The sequence below is a fragment of the Lachnobacterium bovis DSM 14045 genome (assembly GCF_900107245.1).
Lineage (GTDB): Bacteria > Bacillota > Clostridia > Lachnospirales > Lachnospiraceae > Roseburia > Roseburia bovis.
Genome location: NZ_FNPG01000033.1, coordinates 1 through 25,120, shown reverse-complemented (window position 1 = coordinate 25,120; position 25,120 = coordinate 1). Strand labels below are relative to the sequence as shown.

Genomic DNA, 25,120 nt, shown 5'->3' with positions numbered 1-25,120 from the left:
AACAGGTATAAGCTATTAATTATAGATGAACTAGGTTATTTGCCAATCGACAAAGAAGATTCAAATCTATTTTTTCAACTGATAGATATGAGGTATGAAAAGAAAAGCACTATTTTGACAACAAATATAAATTTTAATGACTGGGATAACATTTTTTATGATGCTGTTGTAGCAAACGCGATATTAGACAGAATACTGCATCATTCTAAAGTAATTACAATAAATGGTAGATCATATAGAGTCAAAGATTATATTAAACCATCAGAGTAATTGTACATAATAATATAAAACTTTTTGTACATAAATACTTGACACTTTATACAGCGTTCGTTTTTAGCAGGTTGGACTTCACGCTCGTGTCACTAAGTAGATTGAATCGTAATGAGTTCTGAATGGTTACCATTTACAATTAAAACTCACAAAGGAGAATGTATTATGAATTCAGTAGGAATTGATGTTTCTAAAGGAAAAAGTACTGTTGCCATCATGCGTCCTTTCGGCGAAATCGTTGCTTCACCTTTTGAAATCAATCACACAGAAGAAGATTTTGAAAAGCTTGTTTCGCGAATCAAATCTCTTAAAGGCGAGTCTAGAATTGTTATGGAATATACAGGTCGTTACTATGAACCACTTGCTAACTATCTGTATAACTCTGGCCTTTACATTTCAGTTGTTAACGCCATACTTATCCATGATTACGACAACTCCAGTATTCGTAAAGTTAAGACTGACAAAAAGGATGCTATAAAAATCGCAAACTACGGATTGAATCGGTGGCTTGATTTACCTGAATATATACCAGAAGAAGAATTACGTCAGGCTCTTAAAATCTACAACCGTCAGTTCACGCAGTACACCAAACTTAAAGTAGCTATGATAAATAATCTCATAGCTTTATCAGATCAAACATTTCCTGGTATTGATGGATTGTTTGGCAAAACACCTCGCAAAGATGGTCACCAAAAATGGATTGACTTTATCAAAGATTATTGGCACAAAGACTGTATAACCACAAAAACAATTAAGTCACTTGAACGTTCGTACCAGAAGTGGTGCTCTAAAAATGGTTATCACTATCAGTCAAACAAAGTTAATGATATTTATCAATTAGCCAATCAAACAGTTGCAAGCATACCGGCAAACGCTAATACAAAACTCATAATTACAGAAACTGCCAAAGAACTTATTTCTTTGATTGACGTTTTAGAAAAAATCCGTCAAGAGATGAACCGTATTGCGTCTCAATTACCTGAATATCCTGCAGTCATGTCTCTTCCTGGAGTAGGAACAACATTAGGGCCACAACTTATTGCTGAGATTTGTGATATCAGAAGATTTCATAGCCGTAAGGCCTTAATAGCATATGCCGGTATCGATTCTTCTCCATATCAATCAGGAACCATTGATATAAAGAGTCGTGGTATATCAAAGCGAGGCTCTTCGGCTTTACGTAAGACACTTTTTACAGTTATGGATTGTATCCTTCGACATCAACAAATCGATGATCCAGTCTATCAGTTTTTTTATAAAAAACGAGCTAAAGGAAAGCATTACTATGTCTATATGATTGCAGGCTGTAATAAATTTTTAAGAATCTATTATGCAAGAATAAATGCTTACTTAAACTCTATTTAAAAACAAATACAAAAAAATATAGATTCTCTTTGACTGGCTATTTCAGGCAGTCTATTTCTTATGCTCTAAAATCAAATATACTAAATTTCATATTTATCACTTGACAACTCTTAGCAGGTCTTGCCTTCGGCTATATTCTTCCCACTACCGGGCGGATTCGGGACTTTAACCCGTTAGAAACGTGCGCCGCTAGGCGCACATCAAAAAAGCCTGCAAACAAAATGTTTACAGGCTCACAATATTTGGAAAATCTTAGCTACAAATGTTTTCTTTATATCGTCATTTTATAATTTTATTTATAATTTAAAGTGTTTTTGGGTATTTGTATATAACATTATCAAATCTTTTATATTATCGCATAGTTTTTGTAAAAAAAGTTAAAAATTCGTCATTCATAGGAGTTGGCTTGCCGAATAGATATCCTTGTGCTCTATCGCAACCCACAGTTCTTAAAAACTCAAATTGTTCTTGAGTCTCAACGCCCTCAGCTAGTGTTTTTATGCCGATGGTCTTTGCCATTTCAACAATTGCAGCTAATATTTTTTTTGCTTTTTTATTTGATTCGAAATCCTTCATAAATAACATATCTATTTTTAACATATCAAAATCAAAATCTTTTAATACATTAAACGAAGAATATCCACTTCCAAAGTCGTCCATCCAAACTTCAAATCCTCTATTTTGAAATTTTTTAATTTGGAATTGTAAATCATTTGGATTTTCCATTAAAACGCTTTCAGTAATTTCTACGTGAATTAATGATTTATCTATATCATATTTTTCAACACATTTATCTAAATATGTTACCATATCACCTAATTCAAAATCAATTCGTGATAAATTAACCGAAACGGGAACAACATTTAATCCATCGTTTTTCATTTCTCTAATGTCTCTACAAATAGACTTAATCATGAATTTATCTAATTTATGAATCAACCTATATTCCTCTAATGTTTCAATATAATCAACCGGTGATAAAAATCCATACTTTGGATCCTTCCAGCGAGATAATGCTTCAAAACCACATAATTTGCCAGTTTCTGTGCTAAATACAGGCTGATAAAATACTCTTAAATCTTTTCTTTTAATTGCAATATCAATATTATCAACTATATACTTTTGTTTTGTAACAACATTAACTAGTTCCTCATCAAAATATCTGTATTTTTCAGTATATCTATTTTTTATGCTATCTGCTGCAATTTTAGCTCTATCACTTGCAACAAACGCATCTAAAATCTCGTCTTTTGTTTGAAATATTCCTGCCTTAACTTCTATATGTTCTACTTTAGAAAAATCTGCAATACAACTATATATGTCTTCTATTTTTTCAATTATATCATTTTCGCTTGTAACAACCATAAAATGATCCTGTGATAAATGTGATACTAAACATTCCTTAAAAACATTGCTCAAGACTTCTCCTAAAAATTTAAGAAGCTTATCTCCTTGATTGGCACCATATTTTTCATTAAATTCTTTAAAATTTTCAATATCAAAATGTATAAATGATGTTGTTTTGCCTTTTTTTATGTTCTTTTTAAGAATTTCTGGAGCTACAGATCTAAAAAAAAGTCTATTTGGTAATCCTGTTAATGAATCAATTTCGCTTTCTATTGCAGTATCTTTAACATTTTCTTGTTTTTTAATATAATCGCTCATATCAAAAACAAAAATATAAGCATAAACACAGCCATCTTCTTTAGAATCTAGTAATAAATAATCACAATGTACCCATCTAAATACTGTATTAAACAAACAAATGAATTCTATTTCATCATTGATTTGTCCATGACTAAATCTATGCATTAAAATTCGTCTGTCAAAAAAAAGACTAATTTCATCTTTTTCTGAAAGCAAATCTAAATTATCCATTATCTTGTATAAAAGATTTTCATATGAACTAAAACCAGAATTTATAATATTTTTAAAGTTCTCCATTCGACCAATATGGATAACTTCTGCTTCGTCATTAGTTAAGTTTACTTTAAACATAGCTAAATGTTCTAATAAATTTTTATCAGAATAAAAACTAATTATTTCTTGAAATCTTGGATTTTCAATCCAATTAAGCATAACTTTTTGCACTTTTTTTGCACGTTGCTTTACCTTTGTCATAATATACACACTTCCTATTATTACTTACTATAAAAAATACCCTTTGATGGCTACAAAAAACAATTGACCAAAAATAAAATTGATTTTTATACAGAAAAAACACTATCTTTCAATAGTGCTTTCCCTGTTGTCAAAAGTATCTGTCTCTGTAATGCCACAAATATTTCGTAAATGAAATATAACTTAGTGTAGTATATAGCCTAACACATAGAAGTGTCAATATTATTAGACAAAAATTTATACTTTTTTAATAATTTAGTTTTCAAAATTATTTTTTTAAAATTAGATAAACTTTTAACTATCGTGATTCATTTCTATACTGCATTGGAGTTTTATTAAACATCTTTTTAAATAATCTATTAAAGTGTTCAACATTTGGATAACCCACTGCATCAGCGATATTTTCAATGTTCATATTTCCATTTTTTAGTAGAACCTTTGCTTTTTTCATTCTAATACTTGCAAGATGTTCTCCAAAATTTTTACCCGATTTATCCTTTATATATTTTGAGATATATGGCTCAGATAAATGAAATTGTTCTGCTAGAGTTTCCAAAGTTGCTTTTTTATAATTTGCCTGCATATAATTTAAAATTTCAAACAATCTCTCATCTTTTTCGTTTGTATCATTTCCAATTTTTGGTAATTTATTAGTAGCTACTGTTAATGCATGTATTGAAGCTTTGATTATATCTTCATTAATACCAGCTCCCCAATATCTCTTTCCATCACATGTAATAGCTACATATGCCATGGCCTTTGAAGATGATCCACTTGATAATGCATGTTCTTGGTATTCTGACAACTCATAGCTAACATCAAAATACTCTTTGATTGTATTACTTACAGCATCAAGACGTCCATTTCCCATAGCATCAATTACTTTTTTCTTTCCTCCATATGAAATAGTTGCTTCTGCCATTATCCCATCCTCTTGTTTAAAATGACATTCTGTTATTTCAAAATGTGGTGTATAAGTTATATAATCTTTCTCAAAAATTTCGTACACCCATTGTGGAGATAATTCCTTATGTGCTTCATCTGATACTTGTTTTACCGCATAACCAACTTCTTCTTTCATATTATCTGGTAAAATAAAGCTAAAATTTTGTTTTAAAATATAACTCACTCCACCCTTACCTGATTGGCTATTAATTCTTATTACATCTGCATCATAATTTCTTCCAACATCTACTGGATCGATTGGAAGATATGGAACAGTCCAGTATTTTTCATTTCTTTCTTCTCTATAATTCATACCTTTTGCAATTGCGTCTTGGTGAGAACCTGAAAAAGCTGAGAATACAAGATTTCCTGCATATGGTTGTCTATCTCCAACATTCATTCTTGTTAATCTTTCATATATTTCTCTAATCTTTGGCATATCTGTAAAATCAAGTTTTGGTTCAACACCGTGAGAATACATATTCATTGCAACTGTAATCAAATCAACATTACCTGTTCTTTCACCATTACCAAACAATGTACCTTCAAGTCTATCCGCACCTGCTAAAACACCTAATTCAGCATCTGCAACACCTGTTCCTCTATCATTATGTGGATGTAAACTTAATGTAACATTATCTCTATATTTTAAATTTTTACTTACATATTCAATCTGAGTTGCAAAAACATGTGGCATAGCTGTTTCTACAGTTGCAGGAATATTTATAATTGCTTTATTATCTGCCTTAGGCTGCCATACATCAAGTACTGCATTACATACTTCTACAGCATATTCAACCTCTGTTCCATGGAAACTTTCTGGACTATATTCAAAAGAAAAATTACCTTCTGTCTGCTCTGCTAAATCCTTTAACAATTTTGCTCCATCAACTGCTAATTTTTTGATTTGCTCTTTATCTTTTTTAAATACTTGCTCTCTTTGAGCCACAGAAGTAGAATTATATAAATGAATGATTGCATGTGGAGCACCCTTTACTGCTTCAAATGTCTTTTTAATAATATGTTCTCTTGCCTGAGTTAAAACCTGAACTGTAACATCGTCAGGAATCATATCTCTTTCAATTAATTCCCTCATAAAAATATATTCTGTTTCAGATGCAGCCGGAAAACCAACCTCGATCTCTTTGAAACCAATTTTAACTAATAATTGAAAAAATTCTATTTTTTCCTCTAAACTCATAGGTTCAATTAATGCCTGATTTCCATCTCTTAAATCTACTGAGCACCAGATTGGTGGTTCTGTTATACTATCCTTTTTAACCCAATCATATTCACACACTGGTGGCATAAAATATTGTTTCTTATACTTACTTACTTGTTTCATAATCATAACCTCCATATATACTAAACATAACATTTTTATTATACATCATAATTGGTGCTTTTTTGCATTTTTTTTAGGAAAAATGCGTTTTCTCTTTGTACAATAAATAATATCATATTTGTTGATAATATTTAATGATAATATTTAATCAATTTTCTTGATATATATTAATATATCGTGTTTATTTTTTTATTCTGAACAAAAGTATCAAAAAAGATAAAAAAAAGATAAATACTACTATTCGTAATATTTATCTTTTTATAAATTCATTTTTATATAACCATTCGATTACATTATATGTTTTGAATATCTTATCTATTTTGATTATCTCAACATTAAAATAACTGCAATACCAAGTGCTACTCTATACCATCCAAAGATTGTAAAATCATGCTTTTTGATGTAACTCATTAAAAACTTAATTATTACGATTGATACTAAAAATGCAGTAACACATCCAACTAATAAAATAATTCCTTCATTTTGTGTCATATGAACGCCAGCTTTAACAAATTTTACAACCTTTAATAAACTTGCACCAAACATAACTGGAACAGCTAAAAAGAATGTGAATTCTGCAGCAATCTCTCTTGAAACTCCAATTAAAATTGCTCCTACAATTGTAGCTCCCGAACGAGATGTTCCTGGAAAAACTGCTGCAACTGTTTGGAATAAGCCAATAATAATAGCCGTTTGATAAGTAATCTCTGCAATACTTGTAATAGTTGGTTCATTTTTTCCTTTTGTATGTTCAACTATAATAAATAATAAACCTACAATTATTAAAGCAAGAGCTACTGGAATTGGATGATAAAACAATTCATCTATTTTGTCATCAAATGCCACACCTATAACTGCAGCTGGAACACAAGCAATGATAATTTTGACCCACATTGCGAATGCCCCTTCTTTCCATCTAAGATGCTTAGCCGAATCATTTCCGTTAATTGATGAAGTCTTACTAATTGTAAAAGGCCACAATTTATTCCAGAAAATAACTACTACAGCTAGAATAGCACCTAATTGAATAACTACCTCAAACATCTTCCAAAAATCACTTGATACATTCAGTTTTACAAAATGATCAAGCAAAATCATATGTCCAGTACTACTTACAGGTAACCATTCAGTGACACCTTCAACTATACCGAACAAAATCGCCTTTAAGATTTCCATTTTTATTATCTCCTAAATCTAATTTATTTGCACCCTATCGTCTACACTTCGATGCTAAATACTTCATTATTATATCATAATTTTCGCGTTTGTGTGGAAAAACACAATTTGTACACACTTTTATTTTTTTTCCTTCTTTTTCAATATATGTCGGATTACCTAAACATTCATCTAAAAAATACATGGGACAATAACAAAATAGACAATTCATATTATCTATTCCTTTATGGCATGGGTAATACTTACAAGCTTTATTAGAAAAATAACTACTAGAACTTTCATCTTTTATATTTTCTAAATCTTTAACAATTATCGTTGTAAGGTACCCTTCTAGTTGATTTATATTTTCAGATCCTTTTACTATCCTTTGATTTTCTAATCCACAATTTGATATTCCATATACGATAGTCTTTCTATACTTTTGCTCATTAATAAGTATCTCTTGAAGTTCTAATAATTTTTTCCCCGATTTCATATATATTCTTGTACCACATAAATTCTTAGTTCCATTAATGTCATAACATGTAGGAATTATATGAATTTGTTCCGATGCATCTGCTAAAGATATTCCAAGTTCTGCTGCAACTGCGCAAAAAGAAGGAATTCCATTTATAAGCTTTACCGGTATATTGTCCTGTTCGCATCTATTTGATATATATGTAAATGTTGAATATACACAAACATCTCCAATAGAAATAAATGCGACTTTTTTATTTTTTTTGTACAAATCTTTTATCACTCTATAACAATAATCATGTGCTTTATTTAGTTTTTCAGAATCTTTTGTCATAGGAAAATCTATTGGAATAAATTTTTCTTTTCCCATACCTGGAAAATAATCATGCACAATCTTATAAGCATAACTTGATTCAAGTTCCTTATTCGGAACAATTATTTTATCAGACTTTAAGATGATTTCTATTGCTTCCGATGTAAGCTTTTTTTCATTTCCAGGTCCTACACCTACTCCATATACATAATTTTCACTTTTTATACTATTTTTAGTGTATGCACTATTTTTTTTGTTTTCACTATTTTTGCTAAACGTACTGTTTTGCGTGTTTTTTTTGTTATCATTCTTTTTTTCTTTATAATGATTCATTTTTTCTATAAAATTATCTAAAAATTCTTCTACTTGTGGATAATACAAATGGGGAAAACCTGCCCACATGTTATCAGTAACAACACAATCCTTCCAACACTTCCCATTTGACACTTTTTTTACATTACATGAATCATTTTCTCTTAGGCTTTCAAAATAATGAAATTCATGGGCTTTTGCAACTTTGCCAGACAAAAAACTATCGTTATTCTCTTTTACTTCTATGTAACCGAAATTAACTAACTTATCTCTATAAACACATTTTCCTTCAATGATGCCTAACATTTTATATGTGCCATTATATTCAACATAATCATGTAAATACATGTATCCACCACATTCAGCTACAAGTGGAATATTCTTTTCCACTTTTTCTTTTATATCATTTTTTAAGGAAACGTTTTCACTTAGATCCTTTAAATATAGCTCAGGATAACCTCCCCCTAGCAAAATACCATCTATATTAGCAGGTAATTCTTTATCTCTTATTGGTGAAAAATAAACTATTTCCACTCCTTTCTTCTGCAAAAGTTCTAAATTTTCTTCATAGTAAAAGCAAAATGCCTCATCTCTAGCAACAGCAAGTCTACATAATTCTTTTGAGTTTTTATTACTCTGTAATTCTACAATGTCTTGAATTTTTTTACTATTTTGCATCTTTATATCATCACTGCTAATTTTATAATTTGTAGTTTGATTTTCAAATTCATTTGACAATTCTATTATTCCGTTTATATCTACAGTTTTTTCGATTTCATTTGATAATTTATCAATTGTTTCATTTAAATTATCAATTTCATTTGGCATAATTAATCCAAGATGACGACTTTCAAAACTCAACGACTTATCTTTTTTTAGAGTTCCATAAACCTTTATAGGAAGTTCATCCTCTATCATTTTTTTTAACCTTTTTCCATATGTTTCAGAAACTCTATTAAGTATCACACCTTTAATAAGCTTTTCCTTATCATATTTCAAAAAACCATATATTAGTGGCAAAATACTTCTTCCCATTCCGCCTACATCGATAACCAAAATAATTGGAATTCTCAAAATTCTTGCGACATGATATGATGAGCCCATTTCCTGTTGTCCGCCAATTCCATCAAAAAGCCCCATAACGCCTTCAATTACAGATTCTTCATACTTTTCACTTGTATTTTGAAATAATGTTTTTATTTTTTCTTCTTCCAAGAAAAAAGTATCAATATTTCTACTTGGAATTCCTATTATTCTTCTATGAAACATAGGATCAATGTAATCCGGCCCACATTTATAACTTACTACATCTACATTTCTTTTCTTCAGTGCCCTTAATAAGCCACATGTAATCATTGTTTTTCCACTGCCACTTTTTATAGCAGAAATCATAATTTTACCCAATTTTTGCACTCTCCTGATGTAATTTATAATAATTATTTTCTATGTATTGACATACATTTTTATTCTTTGCTTTTAAATGAAAAAGTAAAAATCATAATTGGATTCTCAGCCTTAAACATATTGTAATTTCCAATTTTTTTAACTTTACTATAAGAAATCTGAGAAATATCAACATCTGTAATCATATTGCTCTCTTGACTCTTTTTAATTATTTCCATTACCTGATTAATACTTTCTAATGTAACTGCTGTAATACATATTTTCATTGTATTATTCAACGAATATAAATATTCAATCATTTCAAGAAGTCTTCCACGAGTTCCCCCAATAAAAGCACTTGTTATTCTATTTTTGTTTTTTATAATATAATTCCGACATTCATTTGTAATACTATCAGAATCATTTGGCTTATTCATCATAATTTCCGGGAAAATGCCCTCTATAACTTTTACATTTTTTCTTCCGAAATGTTCAATATTTTTTTCTATTAGCCTCACAGCTTCAACATTGTTTTCAAAAGTAAAAACTTTAATGTTTCTATCCAACATAGCTGCTTCTATACTAATTGAGCCAGTACCACCACCTATATCAAAAAAAATTGAATCTTCTTTTAACTGTAATTTATTAATTACAATGTGTCTGATTTCTTCTTTTGTCATAGGGATTTTATCTCTAATAAAAGCAGAATCTTTTAACATTGGCGCATTTATATGCTTGGCACAAGCCTTATTTTCAATATAAAGAACATATAATCCTTCTTTCTCAACTTTTAAACAATCTTGTGCTTTACATTTTTTTACTATTTCATCAGGATATGACAAGTTGTATCCAATTGTTATTTCTATATCTTTTGCATGAAAATATTTATCGTCTGCATCAATGATAAGCTGTCCTATCTTTTTTACATCCTGTTTTCCTGAAACTATCATAAATGTTTTCTTGTTATATTTAATGTTTTCTAATATTTCATTATCTCCATAAATTTCATCATATCGTCCATGTATACTTAAAATTTTTGCATCGTGCCATGTAGTATAGCATTTACTTGCCATATACACAATCGAAGAGATACCTGGCAAAACTTTTAAATTAAATGATAATTTATCTTTTTCCTTTTCTAAAGCATCTTTTAAAAGATAGCATCCACTATAAAAACCCACATCTCCTGAAAAAAGTACAACAACTTTATACGTCTTTTCCCTTTGAAAAGAAGAATTATCCAAAGATTTTTCTTTATTAAAAATAGAATCATCACCTAGCTCAGAAACTCTCTTTGATGAAGTTGAGTTATCTAAATAAGAAATTTTTTTCAAATACGAAATAATATCATTTGGCGAATAATATGGTTTTTTTTCTATTTTAGGTGTAAAATCATCTATCATTCTCTTTGCACCTAAAATTATATCCGCCTCCTCTATTTTGTTTTTTAATTCATTAATAATAAATTTTTCTGCACCCACACCTATTCCGGCTAAAGTTATATCAAAATTTACTTTTTTATTTAAATCTTGGCTACTTTCTGGTGTTTTTGTTGTTTCTTGCGAATATAATGAATCCAGCATGTTGTTTTGTATTTCTTTATTTATCTGTGTTTCTTGTTCTTCACTTAGTTTCACATTCAATTCTTGTGATAAAAAAACAACAACTTCCTCAAATGTTTTTCCTTCTTCTTTTGGACGTTTTATTATATATATATCTATATTTGAATCAATTGACGATTTTATTTTATCGTCAAATCCACCTACTTTTCCGCTTTCTTTAGAAACCATTATTTTTATATCATAATTTTTTATAAAAAAACAATTCATTTCATACGAAAATGGACCTTGTATAGCGATAATTCTATTTTTTTTAATGCCTGATTGATCACATATTTCTATACTTTCTTTTCCTGGCAAAACACGAACAATTAATCTGTCTTTTATATTTTCATTACAACAAAACTTATGTAAATCTTTACTCCCAGTTGTAAGCAATATATTCCCACTGGTTTTTTTCAATGATTCTACACAATCATTTATTGTATCAAAAAAATGTATATGTCTATTATTCTGGTATTTTTTTATAACATTTTCTTCTGCACGCTTTAAACGAATATACTTTATATTACACTCTCTTGTAGCCTTTTTTATGTTTTCTGTTACAATTTTTGCATATGGATGTGTTGAATCTATAACAACCTTAATTTGATTTTTGTTAAACATATCAATCATCTGATTTTTATCTAATCTTTGATCAAACACCAACGCATATTCGTTGCGCTCCATAACCATCTTTCCATATTCAGTTGCCACATAAACTATATGTTTTATTTTATTTTTTACAAGAAATTCAGATAACATTCGTCCCTCTGTTGTTCCAGAAAAAATAACAATTTCATATTCATTATTCATTTCTATTATATCCTCTTGGTGTTACTAGTTTTTTATCTATTACTTTAGTTGAAGAATTTCCAATAAATACAGTTGTAAACATATCTACACTTTCCTCCTTTAATTCTTCAAAAGAACATACACATATTTCCGTTCCATCACGACCTATATTTTTAACATAGCCACAAGGTCTACTCTTTTCGATATATTTTTCCATAATTTCACACGCTTTTTTTAAATAATGACTTCTTTTTTTACTAGAAGGATTATACAAAGCAATTGCAAAATCTGCAGATGCAGCAGCAACTAATCTCTTTTCGATTTTTTCCCAAGGTGTTAACAAATCACTTAAGCTAATAACACAAAAATCGTGATTCAATGGTGCACCTAATTCTGCTGCACCACTAATTGCTGCAGTAATACCAGGTATGACTCTTAGTTCTATTTGACTATCAGCATAAAATTGCTCCTTTATCTCATACATCAACGAAGCCATTCCATAAATTCCTGCATCACCGCTACAAATTATTGCGACTTTTTTCCCTTCTAATGCTTTTTCAAAACATATTTTACATCTTTCAATTTCTTTTTTCATAGGAGTAGAAATAAACTCTTTTGTACGAAATTCTTCTTCAAGCAAATCAAGATAAACCTTATATCCAATTATCACATCCATTTTTTCTAAAATATCTTTGGCTTCAAAAGACATCTTCTTTTCACTTCCTGGCCCCATTCCAACGATGTATATACAATTAGTCATCAATACTTATCCTCCAGTCTTTATGCACTACTGCTACTGTAACGCCATTATTAGCAGTTTTGTGACATACAATTTCACTTTCTTTTTTTTCTCCATAAAATTCACTATTGATATAGGCCAAAGCTGAAGTTTCACATACATTTCCTACACCAATAGTCTCTCTTACAAAATCCGATTCCTCAAAATTGCCTTTCTGTTTTTTAAGAGTTTCTACATCAAAAGTTTTAAAAGGAATATTATATTTTTCAGAGAAATCAATAATTCCTTTTTCATCTTTTTTTATATCAACAGACGTAATTGCAATACATTCTTCAATATCAATTTTATTTTCTTCTAAAACATATAATACATGGTTTTCGATTTCTTCTAAGGTTTTGCCCTTTTTACAACCAATACCTATTACATAATTTTGGGGATACAAATATAAATTTGCTTTAATTTGATTGTTTAAAAGGAAATCATTTTTCGAATCTGCAATTACAACATCAACTGTTTCCTTAGGCGGAAAATCTTTCAAATTAATTATTGTATTTTTAATTGATATTTGATGCTCTTTTATAAAAAAAGAATGACCATTTTCAATACTCATGGTTATAGGCTGACCATCTAAAACTTTTGCAGATACCTGTGCGATTCCAAACTTATTTCCTATAAATAAATTATTTTTTTTTGCAAAGATATCTATTGCAAATTTATCCTCAACATCTGTCGCTGTTGTTATTATTGGTATTGCTTTAATTTTTGCTGCAATTAAAACAGCTAAATCATTTGCGCCACCATAATGACCTGATAGAATTGGAATAACGAATTCTCCGTTCTCATCCATATTAATGACTGCACTATCCACCAGTTTGTTTTTTACCGAAGGTGCAATTGCTCGAACAGCAATCCCACATGCCCCAATAAAAATGATGGTATGGTGTTTTTTAAATTCTTTTTTTACCCATTCAGTTAAAGAATCTCCTAAAAAAAATACTCCCTCATATGATTTCTTCTTTGAAAAGCATCTAACATCATAATTATCTAATACTTTTAAAAGAGTCTTTGAAAGCATCGCCCCTTTAGTCGTAAAACTTATAATACTTATTACCACTATAGTCACCTCTATTTCTTGGCTTTTCTATACTCCGTTGAAAAATCTGGTGCATACAGCCTTGATTTTTTATATTCAAAGTGTTCTAATGCATCTCCAACTATAACAAGAGCTGTCTTATTAATATTATTCTCTTTTGCAACTTTTTCTAATGTTTCAACTGTACATTTGAAAATCTTTTCATCTGGCCAAGTAACCTTATATGCAATCGCAGCAGGAGTTGAAGGTGAATACCCTCCTTTGATTAATCTTTTGCTCAATTCTTCAACCATACCTATGGACAAATAAATAGCCATTGTTGCATTGTGACTTGCAAAAGATTCAATACTTTCTTTGGGTGGAACCTTAGTTTTTCCTTCCATTCTTGTAATAATAAGCGATTGTGATACGTTTGGCAATGTATACTCAACATTCATACTTGCCGCTGCGCCAAAACAAGCACTTACCCCTGGGCAACTATCATATTCTATACCCAATTCATCTAGTTGATCCATTTGTTCTCTAACAGCTCCATAAACACAAGGATCTCCTGTATGTAGTCTTGCAACATCCTTGTTTTCTTTTTCAGCTAATTTCATAACACTAATTACTTCATCCAAAGTCATTGTCGCACTATTATATACTATACACTCTTCTTTTTTATATTGTAATAATTCTTTATTAACTAATGAACCAGCATATATTATAATATCCGCTTTTTTTAAAATATTCATTCCTCTAACGGTTATTAAATCAACAGCCCCCGTTCCAGCTCCAACAAAATGTACCATATTTCCTCCTAGTTTTTATCTAATTTTGTCTAATTGTCGTTCTAATTATGTTTAATTTTTCGCCCTATTTTCATTTTTATGATTTTTTAAATATCTAATATAATCATCGGCTAAATTACTTTTCCCTAACTCTCCATATTTGCTAGAAAAGATAATTGTTTCAACATTTAGTTCTCCATTATGTCTATTATTTAAATAAAAATATATTTTTTCTAAAATTATTTCCATTATATTTTCAAAAATATGTTTATTTGAAATTATAATTGAAACATCTTTATCTATATTATCCATGCAATCTACGGAATTTTCTTCATCTACAGCTTTTAAAATAGTAAGAGCATCCTCCGTTGAAATCGAATCAAGCACTTTCCTTACCAAAGAAATATCATCTGTAACTCTTATTGCAGCTGCGGCAAGAAGCTCCATTCTACAATCGGCCTCCTTAGAATGAGTATTCATAATTCCACCAGATACTTTAATAAGTTTCCCAATATGACCACTTAATAATATTTTTTTAAACCCTATTTCTTTTGCTATATCCAAAGTTTCACCAATGAAATTACTACATTTTACACTTTTATCTAAATCATAGTCATATTTATCTTTCATAAAATTTATTCCATAATTTCCTGGAGAAATAGCTAAAATTTCATAGCCTAGAGCCTTTTTTTGATTGATTTCAACTCGAATTGTATCTAAAAGAGCCTTTTTACTCATTGGTTCAACAATTCCACTCGTCCCCAAAATTGAAATACCTCCTACAATTCCAAGCCTTGGATTAAATGTTTTTTTTGCAATCTCTAAACCATTTGGTACACTAATTTCTATTATTACTGTATCTGAGAAATCAAACAAACAACAAACTTCTTCAACTTCTTTTTTTATCATCTGTCTAGGTACCGTGTTAATTGCAGCATTACCTACAGGTTGATCCAGTCCAGGTTTCGTTACCCTACCAACTCCAAAACCTCCATCTATAATAATTTTTAATTGATGACTTTTATTTTCTTTCACCGTAACTTTTGAAAAAATATAAGCTTTATCAGTAGCATCAATATCATCTCCAGCATCTTTTTGAACGGCACATTCTACAGAATTTTCCTGAATGTTTATTTTTTCAATTCTTGGACTATATTCTATATTTTTAGGAGTTATTATAGATATTTTTTCTTTTTTTCTTCCTGAAAGCAACATATATATAGCAGCTTTTGACGCAGCAGCTGCACAACTTCCTGTTGTATAGCCAAACCTCATTTTTTCTCCTTTTTATAACTTGTTTAAATCTTATTTTATTTCAGCTTTTTTTCGTTAAGGATTTCCTCCCTAACTTGGTACAAAATAGCATTACAAATCGCAGCAGCAACGTTGCTGCCACCTTTTCGACCTTTATTAACAATAAACGGAACCTCCGAATTTAAAATTAATTCTTTCGAAGCTTCAACATTTACAAAACCAACCGGAACACCTATAATAAATGAAGGTTTATATCCTTCCTTCATTAATTTATATAATTCAATCAACGCTGTAGGCGCATTTCCAATTGCAAAAATAACTGGACCCTCTAAACTAGCAGCAAATCTCATACTCATTGTTGCCCTTGTAACTTTATTCTTTTTAGCTAATTCTGCTATTTTTTCATCAGCCATAAAACATTTAGCATCTATGCCCAATTCTCTTAAAGCTTTTTTATTAATTCCAGCAAGTCCCATATTCGTATCTGTTACGATAGTTGCATGGTTTTTTATTAATTGTTTGACTATTCTAACAGCATTATTCGAATACTTAAGAGTATGAGCATATTCAAAATCAGCACTTGTATGAATCACTCTTCTAGTAATTCTATCCTCTTCTTTTGGTAAAACAATACCCATATCGGAAAGCTCTTTTTGAATTATTTCAAAACTTCTTTTTTCTATTTCTGATGGAAGTACATATTCTATATTATCTAATAAATTCATCGCATTTATTTCCCTTCTGTTTTTGGTATATTCTTATACTTCAGACATTAACGCCTTTATTAAAACATTAATATCTTCCTTAGATTTGACTGCAATTCTATAATAGTTATTTCCCAAACCGCTAAAATTATTACAATTTCTTATCAAAATTCTTTTATTCAATAAAAAATTATACAAATCAAATCTAGTATATACCAAAATAAAATTCGCCTCTGATGGAAAAACAACTAAATCTTTGATTCTCTCTAATTCATTTTTCACCATCAATAAATTTTTTATTAAATATTCTCTATTCTTTTCAATTTCTATTTTAGTCTCTATTAAATATTTTTCCTGATTAAATGCAGCAATTCCAACATCCTGAGCAAATGTAGAAACATTCCACTCTGAAAACTGTCTACGAACTTTTGCAACAAAATCATCTGAATAAAAAATAGCATATCCGAGTCGAATTCCAGGAATTGCAAAAATCTTAGTATAGGCTCTAATTCTAATTAACCCTCTAAAGTTTTCTTTTTCTAAAAAACTATTATATTCTTCTTCATTTTTCAAAAAATAAGAAAAACATTCATCAAGTACTAACACTATATTTTTTCTCTTACATATAGCAATTACTTTTTTTAAAAAAGGAATTGGCACAGACTGTCCAGTAGGATTATTGGGATTAGTTAAAAAAAATAAATCACTATCACTTTTTTCTAACCTATCTAAAACCTTATCATTAACTGAAAAAAGAGTTTTTCTTTCTAAATTAACTCTTTCAATTTCACAATTTATTGCATTTAAACAATGTTCATAGCCATAAAAAGAAGGCACTAATAACATTGCTTTTTTAGGTTTTAGTCCATGAACAAGAGCCATAAATATATCCGATGCTCCATTTCCACATAATACTCTTTCATATGAAACATTATACTTCATAGAAAGATTTCTTCTCAATTTTTCACATTCTATATCGGGATATTCACTTATTTTAGGAATTGCAGAAACAATTGCATTACTAATTTCTTTAGGTAAACTTAAAAAATTTGTATTTACAGAAAAATCATATTCAACAATATTTCTATAAATATCTCCACCATGTATCATATTTTTCCACCTTTTAAAATCTTACTTATATTATTCATCTTACACAAAGACATCATAATACTCTTATATATTTTTTACAACAATCTCACTTATAAAAACTTTTCTAACAAAAGTCTAATAGATAAAAATAAACAAATATCTAAGAAAGCTGTCGAATATAACATAATATTTGCTTTTCTTATATCACTAATTTCAACTTGTTTGTTAAAATCGCCAATATAGTCTTTTTTTACGATTTTTCCAAAATACTTTGCATCTCCTGCCAACTGAATATTCAATGCGCCTGCACAAACCGACTCAGTTTGTGCAGAATTAGGACTTTTATGCTTATATCGATCTCTTTTAAAAATATATATTGCGTTTTTAAAATTATAATTTTTTCCTAAAAACAAACATACAATAATCATTGATACTGCACTTAGTCTTGACGGAATAAAATTAACAATATCATCAAGTTTCGCAGCAAATGTACCAAACGTACAATACTTTTCATTTTTATAACCTATCATTGAATCCATTGTATTTATCGCTTTATATGTAAATCCTAGAATTGGTCCTCCTATTGCTAAATAAAAAAGAGGTGCTATGACACCATCTGAAGTATTTTCAGCAACAGTTTCAATTGCTGCTTTAGCAATTCCTATCTCATTAAGTTCATTTGTATCTCTTCCTACAATCATTGACACAGCAAATCTTGCCTTTTCAATATCGTTTTCTTCTAAGGCTTTATAAACTTTCATGCTCTCACTCTTCAACGATTTAGTTGCCAAAATATAATAACACATAATACTTTCTACAATAGTTTCTACAAAAAAATTAATTTTATTTGCACAGCATATTATAATAAAACTCAACGATATTGTAATAGTAATTATAAGACAACTTAGCATCATTCCACGGAAAAAATTCTTTTTTGATTTATCATTTTTAAGATATAATCTCTTTTCAAAAAAAGATATAAGATTTCCTATCCATCTAATTGGATGTGGAAAATTATAAGGATCTCCAAAAATCAGATCCAAACAAAACCCTATAATTATAGCCAATATGTGTCTATATTCCTGAAAATAATAAATGAAATTTGTAAAATGCACCTTTAAATCTCCCTCTCAATTGATATGTCTTTTATATTATTCCCATCATAAATAAAACTCACAATATAACCGTGAGCATTTTTTACCCTATATTCATAATATCCCTCTCCCATAAGAATATTCATAATTGCCATAATTGTTCCTCCATGGGAAACAATTGAAAAATCAACACCTGAATTTTCATTTTCTAGCTCAAAATTATTTTTACAACTATAAATAAATTGCACAATACTATTGAAGCCATTTCCAACTCTTCGAATAAAATCTTCTTTACCTTCTCCTTCTGGAAAAGGAATCGTTCCGTTGCTATCTATCCATTTTTGATAGTATTCATTTCCGTTTAGTTCCTTATAATTTTTCATTTCGAACTTTCCAAAATTCATTTCCTTAAGATTACGATTTATCAGAATCTCCTTATTATCATAAATAATCTTGGCAGTTTGACGACATCTTTTCATTGGGCTTGAAAAAACAAAATCACATGTCGGATACTCTTTTTTTTCAACTAAAGACAGAATCTCATCTATTCCTTCTTTTATAAGAACTTCATCCGTACATCCAATATATCGACCTTCTAAATTTCCTTTTGTCTTTCCATGTCGAATTAATACCATACTTATCTTAATCTCAGCATTTTGAAGAATTGTTTTATTGTAAAAGTTTTTAATTGACTCTTTTTCTAAATCTTTTACAAGATTTTCTGCCGAATCTCTCTCTAAACCTTTTGAAAAATCTTTTTCGGATTTTATTACTTGTTCTACGCCACAAAAAATCCTACCAAAATTAGAAGCTTCTCTTGCGATACCTTGTAATAATTTCCCATTTAATTCTCTATATTCTCTTTCATTTTCCTTTATTGGAACAACTCCATTACCGATTTCATCCGAAATAACGATTACTTCATTCCGCTTATTAGTCTCTTTTAAAAATGAAATAAAAATATCAACTATAAATGTATCAAAATTATACGAATTATTTTTATTTAAAAAACAACTCTCATAATATTTATTTAAAATTTCAATACAATCTTTATTATTTACAATAAAATCAACTAACAAATTAATTTTATTAAAAATAATTAATGTGTTATCATCAATTTCAAATTTTAAGAAAAATCTATTAATCAATTCATTCATATAATAATCATTAGTAAAAATATCTTTAGAATAACGATCTCTAATATAGTCATCCTTAAAACTATTATCTTTAGAATAGTTATCTTTAGAATAATTATCTTTAATATTTCTATTTTTTGTATCAAATATCTTCTTCCGAATTATATCCTCTTTTATTAATTCTCTATACAAATTGTCTACATTACGAAAATCAATCACAATATACTTCTTACAACTATTTTTCAATTCATTATCATTATTTTTTTCGTTACCTATCTTATCAAATCCTTCCAAATTATATTTACATAAGACGGTTCTCAACTTTCCTTGTGCTTGGCCACCAACATATAAATCAATCACTTTTTAGATAACAACTCCTCTCTACAAAAACTTAAGTATTACAGAAAAAATAACGGTACACACTAATATGACTAGCTCAAAAAAAGAAACAAACCACCCAGCAATGTCTCCTGTTATTCCTCCAAATTGCCTTTTACTAAAAAAATAATAATATAAAAAAGTAAAAATTGAAACTCCAATTGTAAAAATTCCTACTATTTTGAAAACACATAACAAAACAATATAAGTCAAAAGTAACTGAATAATCAAACTTCCAACGACAATGTTTTTATCCGCTGTTTTTGAAAAATAAGATAAACTTCCACCTCTTGCACTTTTAAAGAAGACAACTGAAAGTCCACTAAAGCACCTACTCATTATAAAACTCGTTGCAAACACAACAATCATAGGAAAAGAACGAATTTCTGAAAAAAAACCAACATAAATCAATTCATACAAAATTGCCATAATAACAGAAAAAGCTCCAATATGTGGATCTTTTAAAATCTGAAGTTTCTCCTCTCTACTTTTATACGAATGTACTGCATCCATTGTATCCATAAAACCATCAAAATGAAATCCTCCACTTATCATAAGAGGAATAAATGCTCCTATCATTGCAAACAAAACTGTCCCATTTATATATCCTTTTTTTTCCAAAAACTTACACGTAATAAACCAGCCAATTTCAAACAATCCTATTATAAAACCAATAATTGGAAAAAAACACAAAGTATACTTCATATCTTTCTCCTTCCACTCAAACTGTGGCATCGGAATTTTAGAATAAATTGAAAAAGAAATACATAATGCCTTTAATAATGTCATATTGTCTCCTTACGAATATTATCATCATTTTAAAAAACTTTTATAGTCATTCCTTCTGTCACTTCATATAAAACATCAGAAAAACAACTAATTTTTCTATTTATCTCACCTAAAATTTCTATATATACATTTGTCAACTCATCATACAAAAGACCACCTTCAAATATATTATCAGAAACAATAACACAATTTTGTGAATTCTTTGTTATAAATGCTATTTCATTTACTATATAATCCGATAAATCATCTACAATTTTATCTGAAACAATCTTATAGTGCATATCTATCCATCCCATACTCAACTCAAACATTTCATTCGCTAGTAAGTTAGATACACTTTCAATAATTACACTATTTGTATTTTTTACACAATGATTTTTTTTTATATATTTTTCATATGCATCACTAATACACTTTGATTGTTCTATGGTAAAAAAATTCTTGTTTTTCCGTTCAAAACGATGTTTTCTTATTTTTTTTTCGTTTTCAAATGAGTTCTTTTCCATGGTCGCAATATAAATCCTATCTGATTCCTCAGAAATATTACACAGAAAATCTTCCGCAAATGCTGATTTTCCACTACTACTTCCACCAATAATCAAAACAATCATTTTGTATTTTACCTATCTTTCATATTTTTTATTATGCAAAATTATTAAATTACTGCTTCTTGTAAGGATCAATTTTGATGTCATCAAATGTATTAGGCGAATTGTATACGCCCATTGCTAAATCTAACAAAGACATAAGCATAATTGTTCCAGTTCCTTCTCCCAATGCTAAATCAGCATCTATAATTGGGCTTAACTCTAATTCTTTAACTATATAACTGTATGCTTTTTCTCTACTTTTATGAGAAGCTATCATATAATCTACAGTTCCAGGACAAATTTTTTCAGCCAAAAGTGCTGCAACTGCACTAATGACTCCATCTATAACTATTGGAATTCTATTTAAGGCTCCTCCAATAAATACTCCGACCAAACCTGCAATATCAAAACCACCAACTGTACACAAAATTTCATAAGGATCTGCATCTTTTAATTTATACTTTTTGATTGCAGTCTCAATTACTTTTCTTTTTTTATGTAGTCCCAAAGAACTCAAACCCGCTCCTCTTCCTACAATTTCTTTAACTGGACAATTCAAAAGAGCTGCTGTAATAGCCGAACTAGTTGTCGTATTTCCAATTCCCATTTCACCTGTTCCAATAATTTCATATCCAAATTTTTTACATTGTTCAACAAGAGCAATTCCAACAGATATAGCTGCAGAAGCTTCTTTTTCGTTCATTGCTTTCTCTTTTGCAAAATTTTTGGTTCCTAATGCAATTTTTTTATTAACAACACCTGGAATGTTCTTTTTACAATTAATTCCAATGTCTACAGGAATAATTCTAACTCCTGCAACTGAAGCCATCTTACCAACGGATGAAACGTTTTGTCCCATGGCTTCAGCGACAGCCGCTGTAACATTCTGCTGTGATTGACTTATACCTTCTTCTACAACACCATTATCCGCGCACATTACAATCACCGCTTTTTTTTCAATTCTACAATTTATTTTTCCCTGAATTGCACCAATTTTGCAAATAATATCTTCAAATTTACCTAAACTATCAAGTGGTTTGGCAATATTGTTAAGATTATCCTTAACCAAATCTGCAATTCTCCAATCCGGTTGAATTATATTCAAACGTTCAATTTCATGTATATTCATTTCATCCACGTATGATTATTATCATACAATCCTTTCTGCAATCTTATACTTATAATTTCAAAAGTCAAATAATTAGAATCTTATGAACTTTTTTGTCTCATAAGCATTTATTTTTTATGATATCATGATTATGATTGTTCATCTAAAATATTATAGATTTCCTTCATATTTATATTATTTCGTAACAAATCTGCTAATTTATCATATTCTTTTTCCTTAAATTCAGAATAATCAAAATTACACATTTTTGAAAAAGATAATCCTTTTTTTTGTGATATACTCTCTATTATTATATCAGAAATATTATCATTATCAAAGATTCCATGAATATATGTTCCATATATATCTCTAGCACCAGATTCAATAGCTTTGGTAACAAATATCCCATCTACTGAACCATCTAGTCTTTCCAATAAAGCTTTATCCTTTAAAATATTATCCTTACAAAGTTCAGAATATTCAAAATTTTCCTTTTTATTATTTGTTTTCTCATTTGGCTCTGTTTTTCCCATATGGATTTCATATCCTGTAAAACTCTTCCCAGACAATTTTTTAAAAATACCATTTACATTTTTGAACTTACCTTTTACTTGTCTTGTAGTTTTTATTTTAGATAAAACTGTTTTCATTGGTAAAAAACCCATAGCTAATATTTTACCACCTGATTCAACCCCATATGAATCTATTATCTCTTCTCCAAGCATTTGATAACCTCCACAAATTCCCCATATTGGTATGTTTTCACATTTGCGGATTTTCATTTCTAATCCTGATTCTCTCAACCATTTCATATCAGCAATTGTGTTTTTCGTTCCTGGCAATATAATCAAATCTGGATTTTTAAAATTTTTACAGTTATCAACAAAACGAACCGACACATTCTCATACCTTGAAAAGACGTCAAAATCCGTAAAATTGGATATTCTAGGATATTTTATTACAACAATATCTATAGCTTTCTGTAAATTATTATCAAACTTTTCTGTCAAACTATCTTCATCTTCTAAATTCAAATTTTCATAAGGAACAACACCCACCACTTTTTTATTACTTTTTTCTTCCAACATTTTTATTCCAGGCTGTAATATTTCTTTATCACCACGAAATTTATTTATTATTAAGCCTCTAATTCTACTTTTTTCAGCTTCTTCAAGCAAAATTAATGTACCAATTAGTTGAGCAAAAACTCCTCCTCTGTCAATATCTCCGACCAAAATCACTGGTGCATCTAGCATTTCCGCTAAACCCATATTTACAATGTCATTTTCTCTTAGATTAATTTCAGCTGGACTACCTGCTCCCTCTATTATAATCACATCATATTCTTCTTCTAGTGTTTCAAAAGCTTTTTTTATTTCTGGAATAAGATTAGTTTTATATTTATAGTAATCAACAGCCTTCATATTTCCACGCACTTTTCCATTTACAATAACCTGGGACCCAATGTCATTTGTTGGTTTTAATAAAATAGGATTCATATATACTGATGGTTTGATTTTTGCTGCCTCCGCTTGCATAACTTGTGCTCTTCCCATTTCTAATCCATCATCTGTTATATACGAATTAAGTGCCATATTTTGAGATTTAAATGGAGCTACTTTATAACCATCTTGTTTTAAAATTCTACACAATCCAGCAACAATCAAACTTTTTCCCACATTAGACATTGTTCCTTGTACCATTATAACTTTTGACATTTTTTAACCTCGTTATTTTTTCTTATTATATACAAAAAAAGCTATGCAAATTGCATAGCTTACATACGACCCAAGAGGGACTTGAACCCTCGACCTCCGCCGTGACAGGGCGGCGCTCTAACCAACTGAGCCATTGGGCCTCAAAATATAATTATAAAAAAATGGACCATCGGGGACTCGAACCCAGGACCGACCGGTTATGAGCCGGTTGCTCTAACCAACTGAGCTAATGGTCCAAAACAAAAATAAATCAAAGCCGATGATCGGACTCGAACCGATAACCTGCTGATTACAAATCAGCTGCTCTGCCAATTGAGCCACATCGGCTTACACTCTTTCGAGCATAAATGACTCCGACGGGAATCGAACCCGTGTTACCGCCGTGAAAGGGCGATGTCTTAACCGCTTGACCACGGAGCCTTAACTCCCCGAGTAGGGCTCGAACCTACAACAACTCGGTTAACAGCCGAGTGCTCTACCATTGAGCTATCGAGGATTATTTTTTGAAGTTTATACCTTCAAAACTTCATACAAGCTTTTCTCTTTGAAAACCTTTTTGGTCAAGCCTTCGACCTATTA

19 protein-coding genes and 5 tRNA genes are annotated in these 25,120 nt (G+C 29.5%); 2 read left to right on the top strand and 22 right to left on the bottom strand.

Translation table 11 applies throughout. From position 1 onward, the window contains the following. On the top strand, window positions 1–270 hold a 270-nt coding region (locus tag BLV79_RS11350), incomplete at its 5' end, for an ATP-binding protein (protein ID WP_159429342.1). 165 nt (window positions 271–435) lie between these two features. Next, complete coding sequence (locus BLV79_RS11345) at window positions 436–1,635, top strand: IS110 family RNA-guided transposase (protein ID WP_074719036.1); 1,200 nt, start codon at window positions 436–438, stop codon at window positions 1,633–1,635. 351 nt (window positions 1,636–1,986) lie between these two features. Here the strand turns inward: BLV79_RS11345 and BLV79_RS11340 are convergent, their stop codons facing one another. The 22 genes from BLV79_RS11340 to BLV79_RS11230 form a co-directional block, all read right to left on the bottom strand. Then, entirely contained in the window at window positions 1,987–3,756 is a 1,770-nt protein-coding gene (locus BLV79_RS11340) for a putative bifunctional diguanylate cyclase/phosphodiesterase (protein ID WP_074719034.1), read from the bottom strand. A 298-nt stretch (window positions 3,757–4,054) separates the two neighbouring features. After that, complete coding sequence (locus BLV79_RS11335; RefSeq protein ID WP_074719032.1) at window positions 4,055–6,046, bottom strand: 2-isopropylmalate synthase; 1,992 nt, start codon at window positions 6,044–6,046, stop codon at window positions 4,055–4,057. Window positions 6,047–6,370: 324 nt separating this feature from the next. Further along, window positions 6,371–7,222: an undecaprenyl-diphosphate phosphatase gene (locus BLV79_RS11330; RefSeq protein ID WP_074719030.1), complete on the bottom strand. Its 852-nt coding sequence runs from the start codon at window positions 7,220–7,222 to the stop codon at window positions 6,371–6,373. Window positions 7,223–7,256: 34 nt separating this feature from the next. Next, window positions 7,257–9,707, bottom strand: a complete 2,451-nt coding sequence (locus BLV79_RS11325; protein ID WP_074719028.1) for a cobyrinic acid a,c-diamide synthase CobB — start codon at window positions 9,705–9,707, stop codon at window positions 7,257–7,259. 59 nt (window positions 9,708–9,766) lie between these two features. Then, a complete protein-coding gene (gene cobK, locus BLV79_RS11320; protein ID WP_074719026.1) occupies window positions 9,767–12,100 on the bottom strand; it encodes a precorrin-6A reductase in 2,334 nt (777 codons plus the stop codon). Next, complete coding sequence (gene cobJ / locus BLV79_RS11315) at window positions 12,093–12,839, bottom strand: precorrin-3B C(17)-methyltransferase (RefSeq protein ID WP_074719024.1); 747 nt, start codon at window positions 12,837–12,839, stop codon at window positions 12,093–12,095. The genes cobK and cobJ overlap by 8 nt, the downstream gene beginning before the upstream one ends. Then, window positions 12,832–13,932: a cobalt-precorrin 5A hydrolase gene (locus BLV79_RS11310; protein WP_083354566.1), complete on the bottom strand. Its 1,101-nt coding sequence runs from the start codon at window positions 13,930–13,932 to the stop codon at window positions 12,832–12,834. Before BLV79_RS11310 ends, cobJ begins: the two co-directional genes overlap by 8 nt. An 11-nt stretch (window positions 13,933–13,943) precedes the next feature. After that, entirely contained in the window at window positions 13,944–14,702 is a 759-nt protein-coding gene (gene cobM, locus BLV79_RS11305; RefSeq protein ID WP_074719021.1) for a precorrin-4 C(11)-methyltransferase, read from the bottom strand. Window positions 14,703–14,753: 51 nt separating this feature from the next. Next, window positions 14,754–15,956, bottom strand: coding sequence for a cobalt-precorrin-5B (C(1))-methyltransferase CbiD (gene cbiD / locus BLV79_RS11300; RefSeq protein ID WP_074719019.1), 1,203 nt, complete (start codon window positions 15,954–15,956; stop codon window positions 14,754–14,756). Between the two features lie 35 nt (window positions 15,957–15,991). Beyond that, window positions 15,992–16,660 carry a precorrin-8X methylmutase gene (locus BLV79_RS11295; RefSeq protein ID WP_074719017.1) on the bottom strand — a complete coding sequence of 223 codons (669 nt, stop codon included), beginning with the start codon at window positions 16,658–16,660 and terminating at the stop codon, window positions 15,992–15,994. A 33-nt stretch (window positions 16,661–16,693) separates the two neighbouring features. Then, window positions 16,694–17,749, bottom strand: coding sequence for a pyridoxal phosphate-dependent aminotransferase (locus BLV79_RS11290; protein ID WP_074719015.1), 1,056 nt, complete (start codon window positions 17,747–17,749; stop codon window positions 16,694–16,696). An 89-nt stretch (window positions 17,750–17,838) separates the two neighbouring features. Next, window positions 17,839–18,843, bottom strand: coding sequence for an adenosylcobinamide-phosphate synthase CbiB (gene cbiB / locus BLV79_RS11285; RefSeq protein WP_242871469.1), 1,005 nt, complete (start codon window positions 18,841–18,843; stop codon window positions 17,839–17,841). A 2-nt stretch (window positions 18,844–18,845) separates the two neighbouring features. Then, the gene (locus BLV79_RS12485) at window positions 18,846–20,318 is read right to left on the bottom strand and encodes a bifunctional adenosylcobinamide kinase/adenosylcobinamide-phosphate guanylyltransferase (protein WP_083354565.1); all 1,473 of its coding nucleotides are present in this window, start codon (window positions 20,316–20,318) and stop codon (window positions 18,846–18,848) included. A 21-nt stretch (window positions 20,319–20,339) separates the two neighbouring features. After that, window positions 20,340–21,125: an adenosylcobinamide-GDP ribazoletransferase gene (locus BLV79_RS11270; protein ID WP_074719013.1), complete on the bottom strand. Its 786-nt coding sequence runs from the start codon at window positions 21,123–21,125 to the stop codon at window positions 20,340–20,342. A 29-nt stretch (window positions 21,126–21,154) separates the two neighbouring features. Then, entirely contained in the window at window positions 21,155–21,736 is a 582-nt protein-coding gene (locus BLV79_RS11265; protein ID WP_074719011.1) for a bifunctional adenosylcobinamide kinase/adenosylcobinamide-phosphate guanylyltransferase, read from the bottom strand. Between the two features lie 49 nt (window positions 21,737–21,785). After that, window positions 21,786–22,844 carry a nicotinate-nucleotide--dimethylbenzimidazole phosphoribosyltransferase gene (gene cobT, locus BLV79_RS11260; RefSeq protein WP_074719009.1) on the bottom strand — a complete coding sequence of 353 codons (1,059 nt, stop codon included), beginning with the start codon at window positions 22,842–22,844 and terminating at the stop codon, window positions 21,786–21,788. Between the two features lie 128 nt (window positions 22,845–22,972). Further along, window positions 22,973–24,541: a cobyric acid synthase gene (locus BLV79_RS11255; protein WP_074719007.1), complete on the bottom strand. Its 1,569-nt coding sequence runs from the start codon at window positions 24,539–24,541 to the stop codon at window positions 22,973–22,975. A 66-nt stretch (window positions 24,542–24,607) separates the two neighbouring features. Then, window positions 24,608–24,681, bottom strand: a tRNA-Asp gene (locus BLV79_RS11250). A gap of 22 nt (window positions 24,682–24,703) precedes the next feature. After that, window positions 24,704–24,777: transfer RNA gene (locus BLV79_RS11245), tRNA-Ile, on the bottom strand. A gap of 18 nt (window positions 24,778–24,795) precedes the next feature. Then, window positions 24,796–24,868: transfer RNA gene (locus BLV79_RS11240), tRNA-Thr, on the bottom strand. Window positions 24,869–24,889: 21 nt separating this feature from the next. After that, window positions 24,890–24,961: transfer RNA gene (locus tag BLV79_RS11235), tRNA-Glu, on the bottom strand. A gap of 4 nt (window positions 24,962–24,965) precedes the next feature. Continuing rightward, a tRNA-Asn gene (locus BLV79_RS11230) sits at window positions 24,966–25,037 on the bottom strand. Window positions 25,038–25,120: the final 83 nt, after the last annotated feature.

Bases quoted from the DNA above. Each gene is read 5' to 3' on its own strand.
- BLV79_RS11335 (WP_074719032.1), bottom strand. From the start codon at position 6,046: ATGAAACAAGTAAGTAAGTATAAGAAACAATATTTTATGCCACCAGTG.
- cobT (WP_074719009.1), bottom strand. From the start codon at position 22,844: ATGAATATACATGAAATTGAACGTTTGAATATAATTCAACCGGATTGG.
- BLV79_RS11265 (WP_074719011.1), bottom strand. From the start codon at position 21,736: ATGATTGTTTTGATTATTGGTGGAAGTAGTAGTGGAAAATCAGCATTT.
- cobK (WP_074719026.1), bottom strand. From the start codon at position 12,100: ATGAATAATGAATATGAAATTGTTATTTTTTCTGGAACAACAGAGGGA.
- cobM (WP_074719021.1), bottom strand. From the start codon at position 14,702: ATGGTACATTTTGTTGGAGCTGGAACGGGGGCTGTTGATTTAATAACC.
- BLV79_RS11340 (WP_074719034.1), bottom strand. From the start codon at position 3,756: ATGACAAAGGTAAAGCAACGTGCAAAAAAAGTGCAAAAAGTTATGCTT.
- BLV79_RS11345 (WP_074719036.1), top strand. From the start codon at position 436: ATGAATTCAGTAGGAATTGATGTTTCTAAAGGAAAAAGTACTGTTGCC.
- cobJ (WP_074719024.1), bottom strand. From the start codon at position 12,839: ATGACTAATTGTATATACATCGTTGGAATGGGGCCAGGAAGTGAAAAG.
- BLV79_RS11290 (WP_074719015.1), bottom strand. From the start codon at position 17,749: ATGATACATGGTGGAGATATTTATAGAAATATTGTTGAATATGATTTT.
- cbiD (WP_074719019.1), bottom strand. From the start codon at position 15,956: ATGAGGTTTGGCTATACAACAGGAAGTTGTGCAGCTGCTGCGTCAAAA.
- BLV79_RS11270 (WP_074719013.1), bottom strand. From the start codon at position 21,125: ATGACATTATTAAAGGCATTATGTATTTCTTTTTCAATTTATTCTAAA.
- BLV79_RS11255 (WP_074719007.1), bottom strand. From the start codon at position 24,541: ATGTCAAAAGTTATAATGGTACAAGGAACAATGTCTAATGTGGGAAAA.
- BLV79_RS11330 (WP_074719030.1), bottom strand. From the start codon at position 7,222: ATGGAAATCTTAAAGGCGATTTTGTTCGGTATAGTTGAAGGTGTCACT.
- BLV79_RS11295 (WP_074719017.1), bottom strand. From the start codon at position 16,660: ATGAATTTATTAGATAATATAGAATATGTACTTCCATCAGAAATAGAA.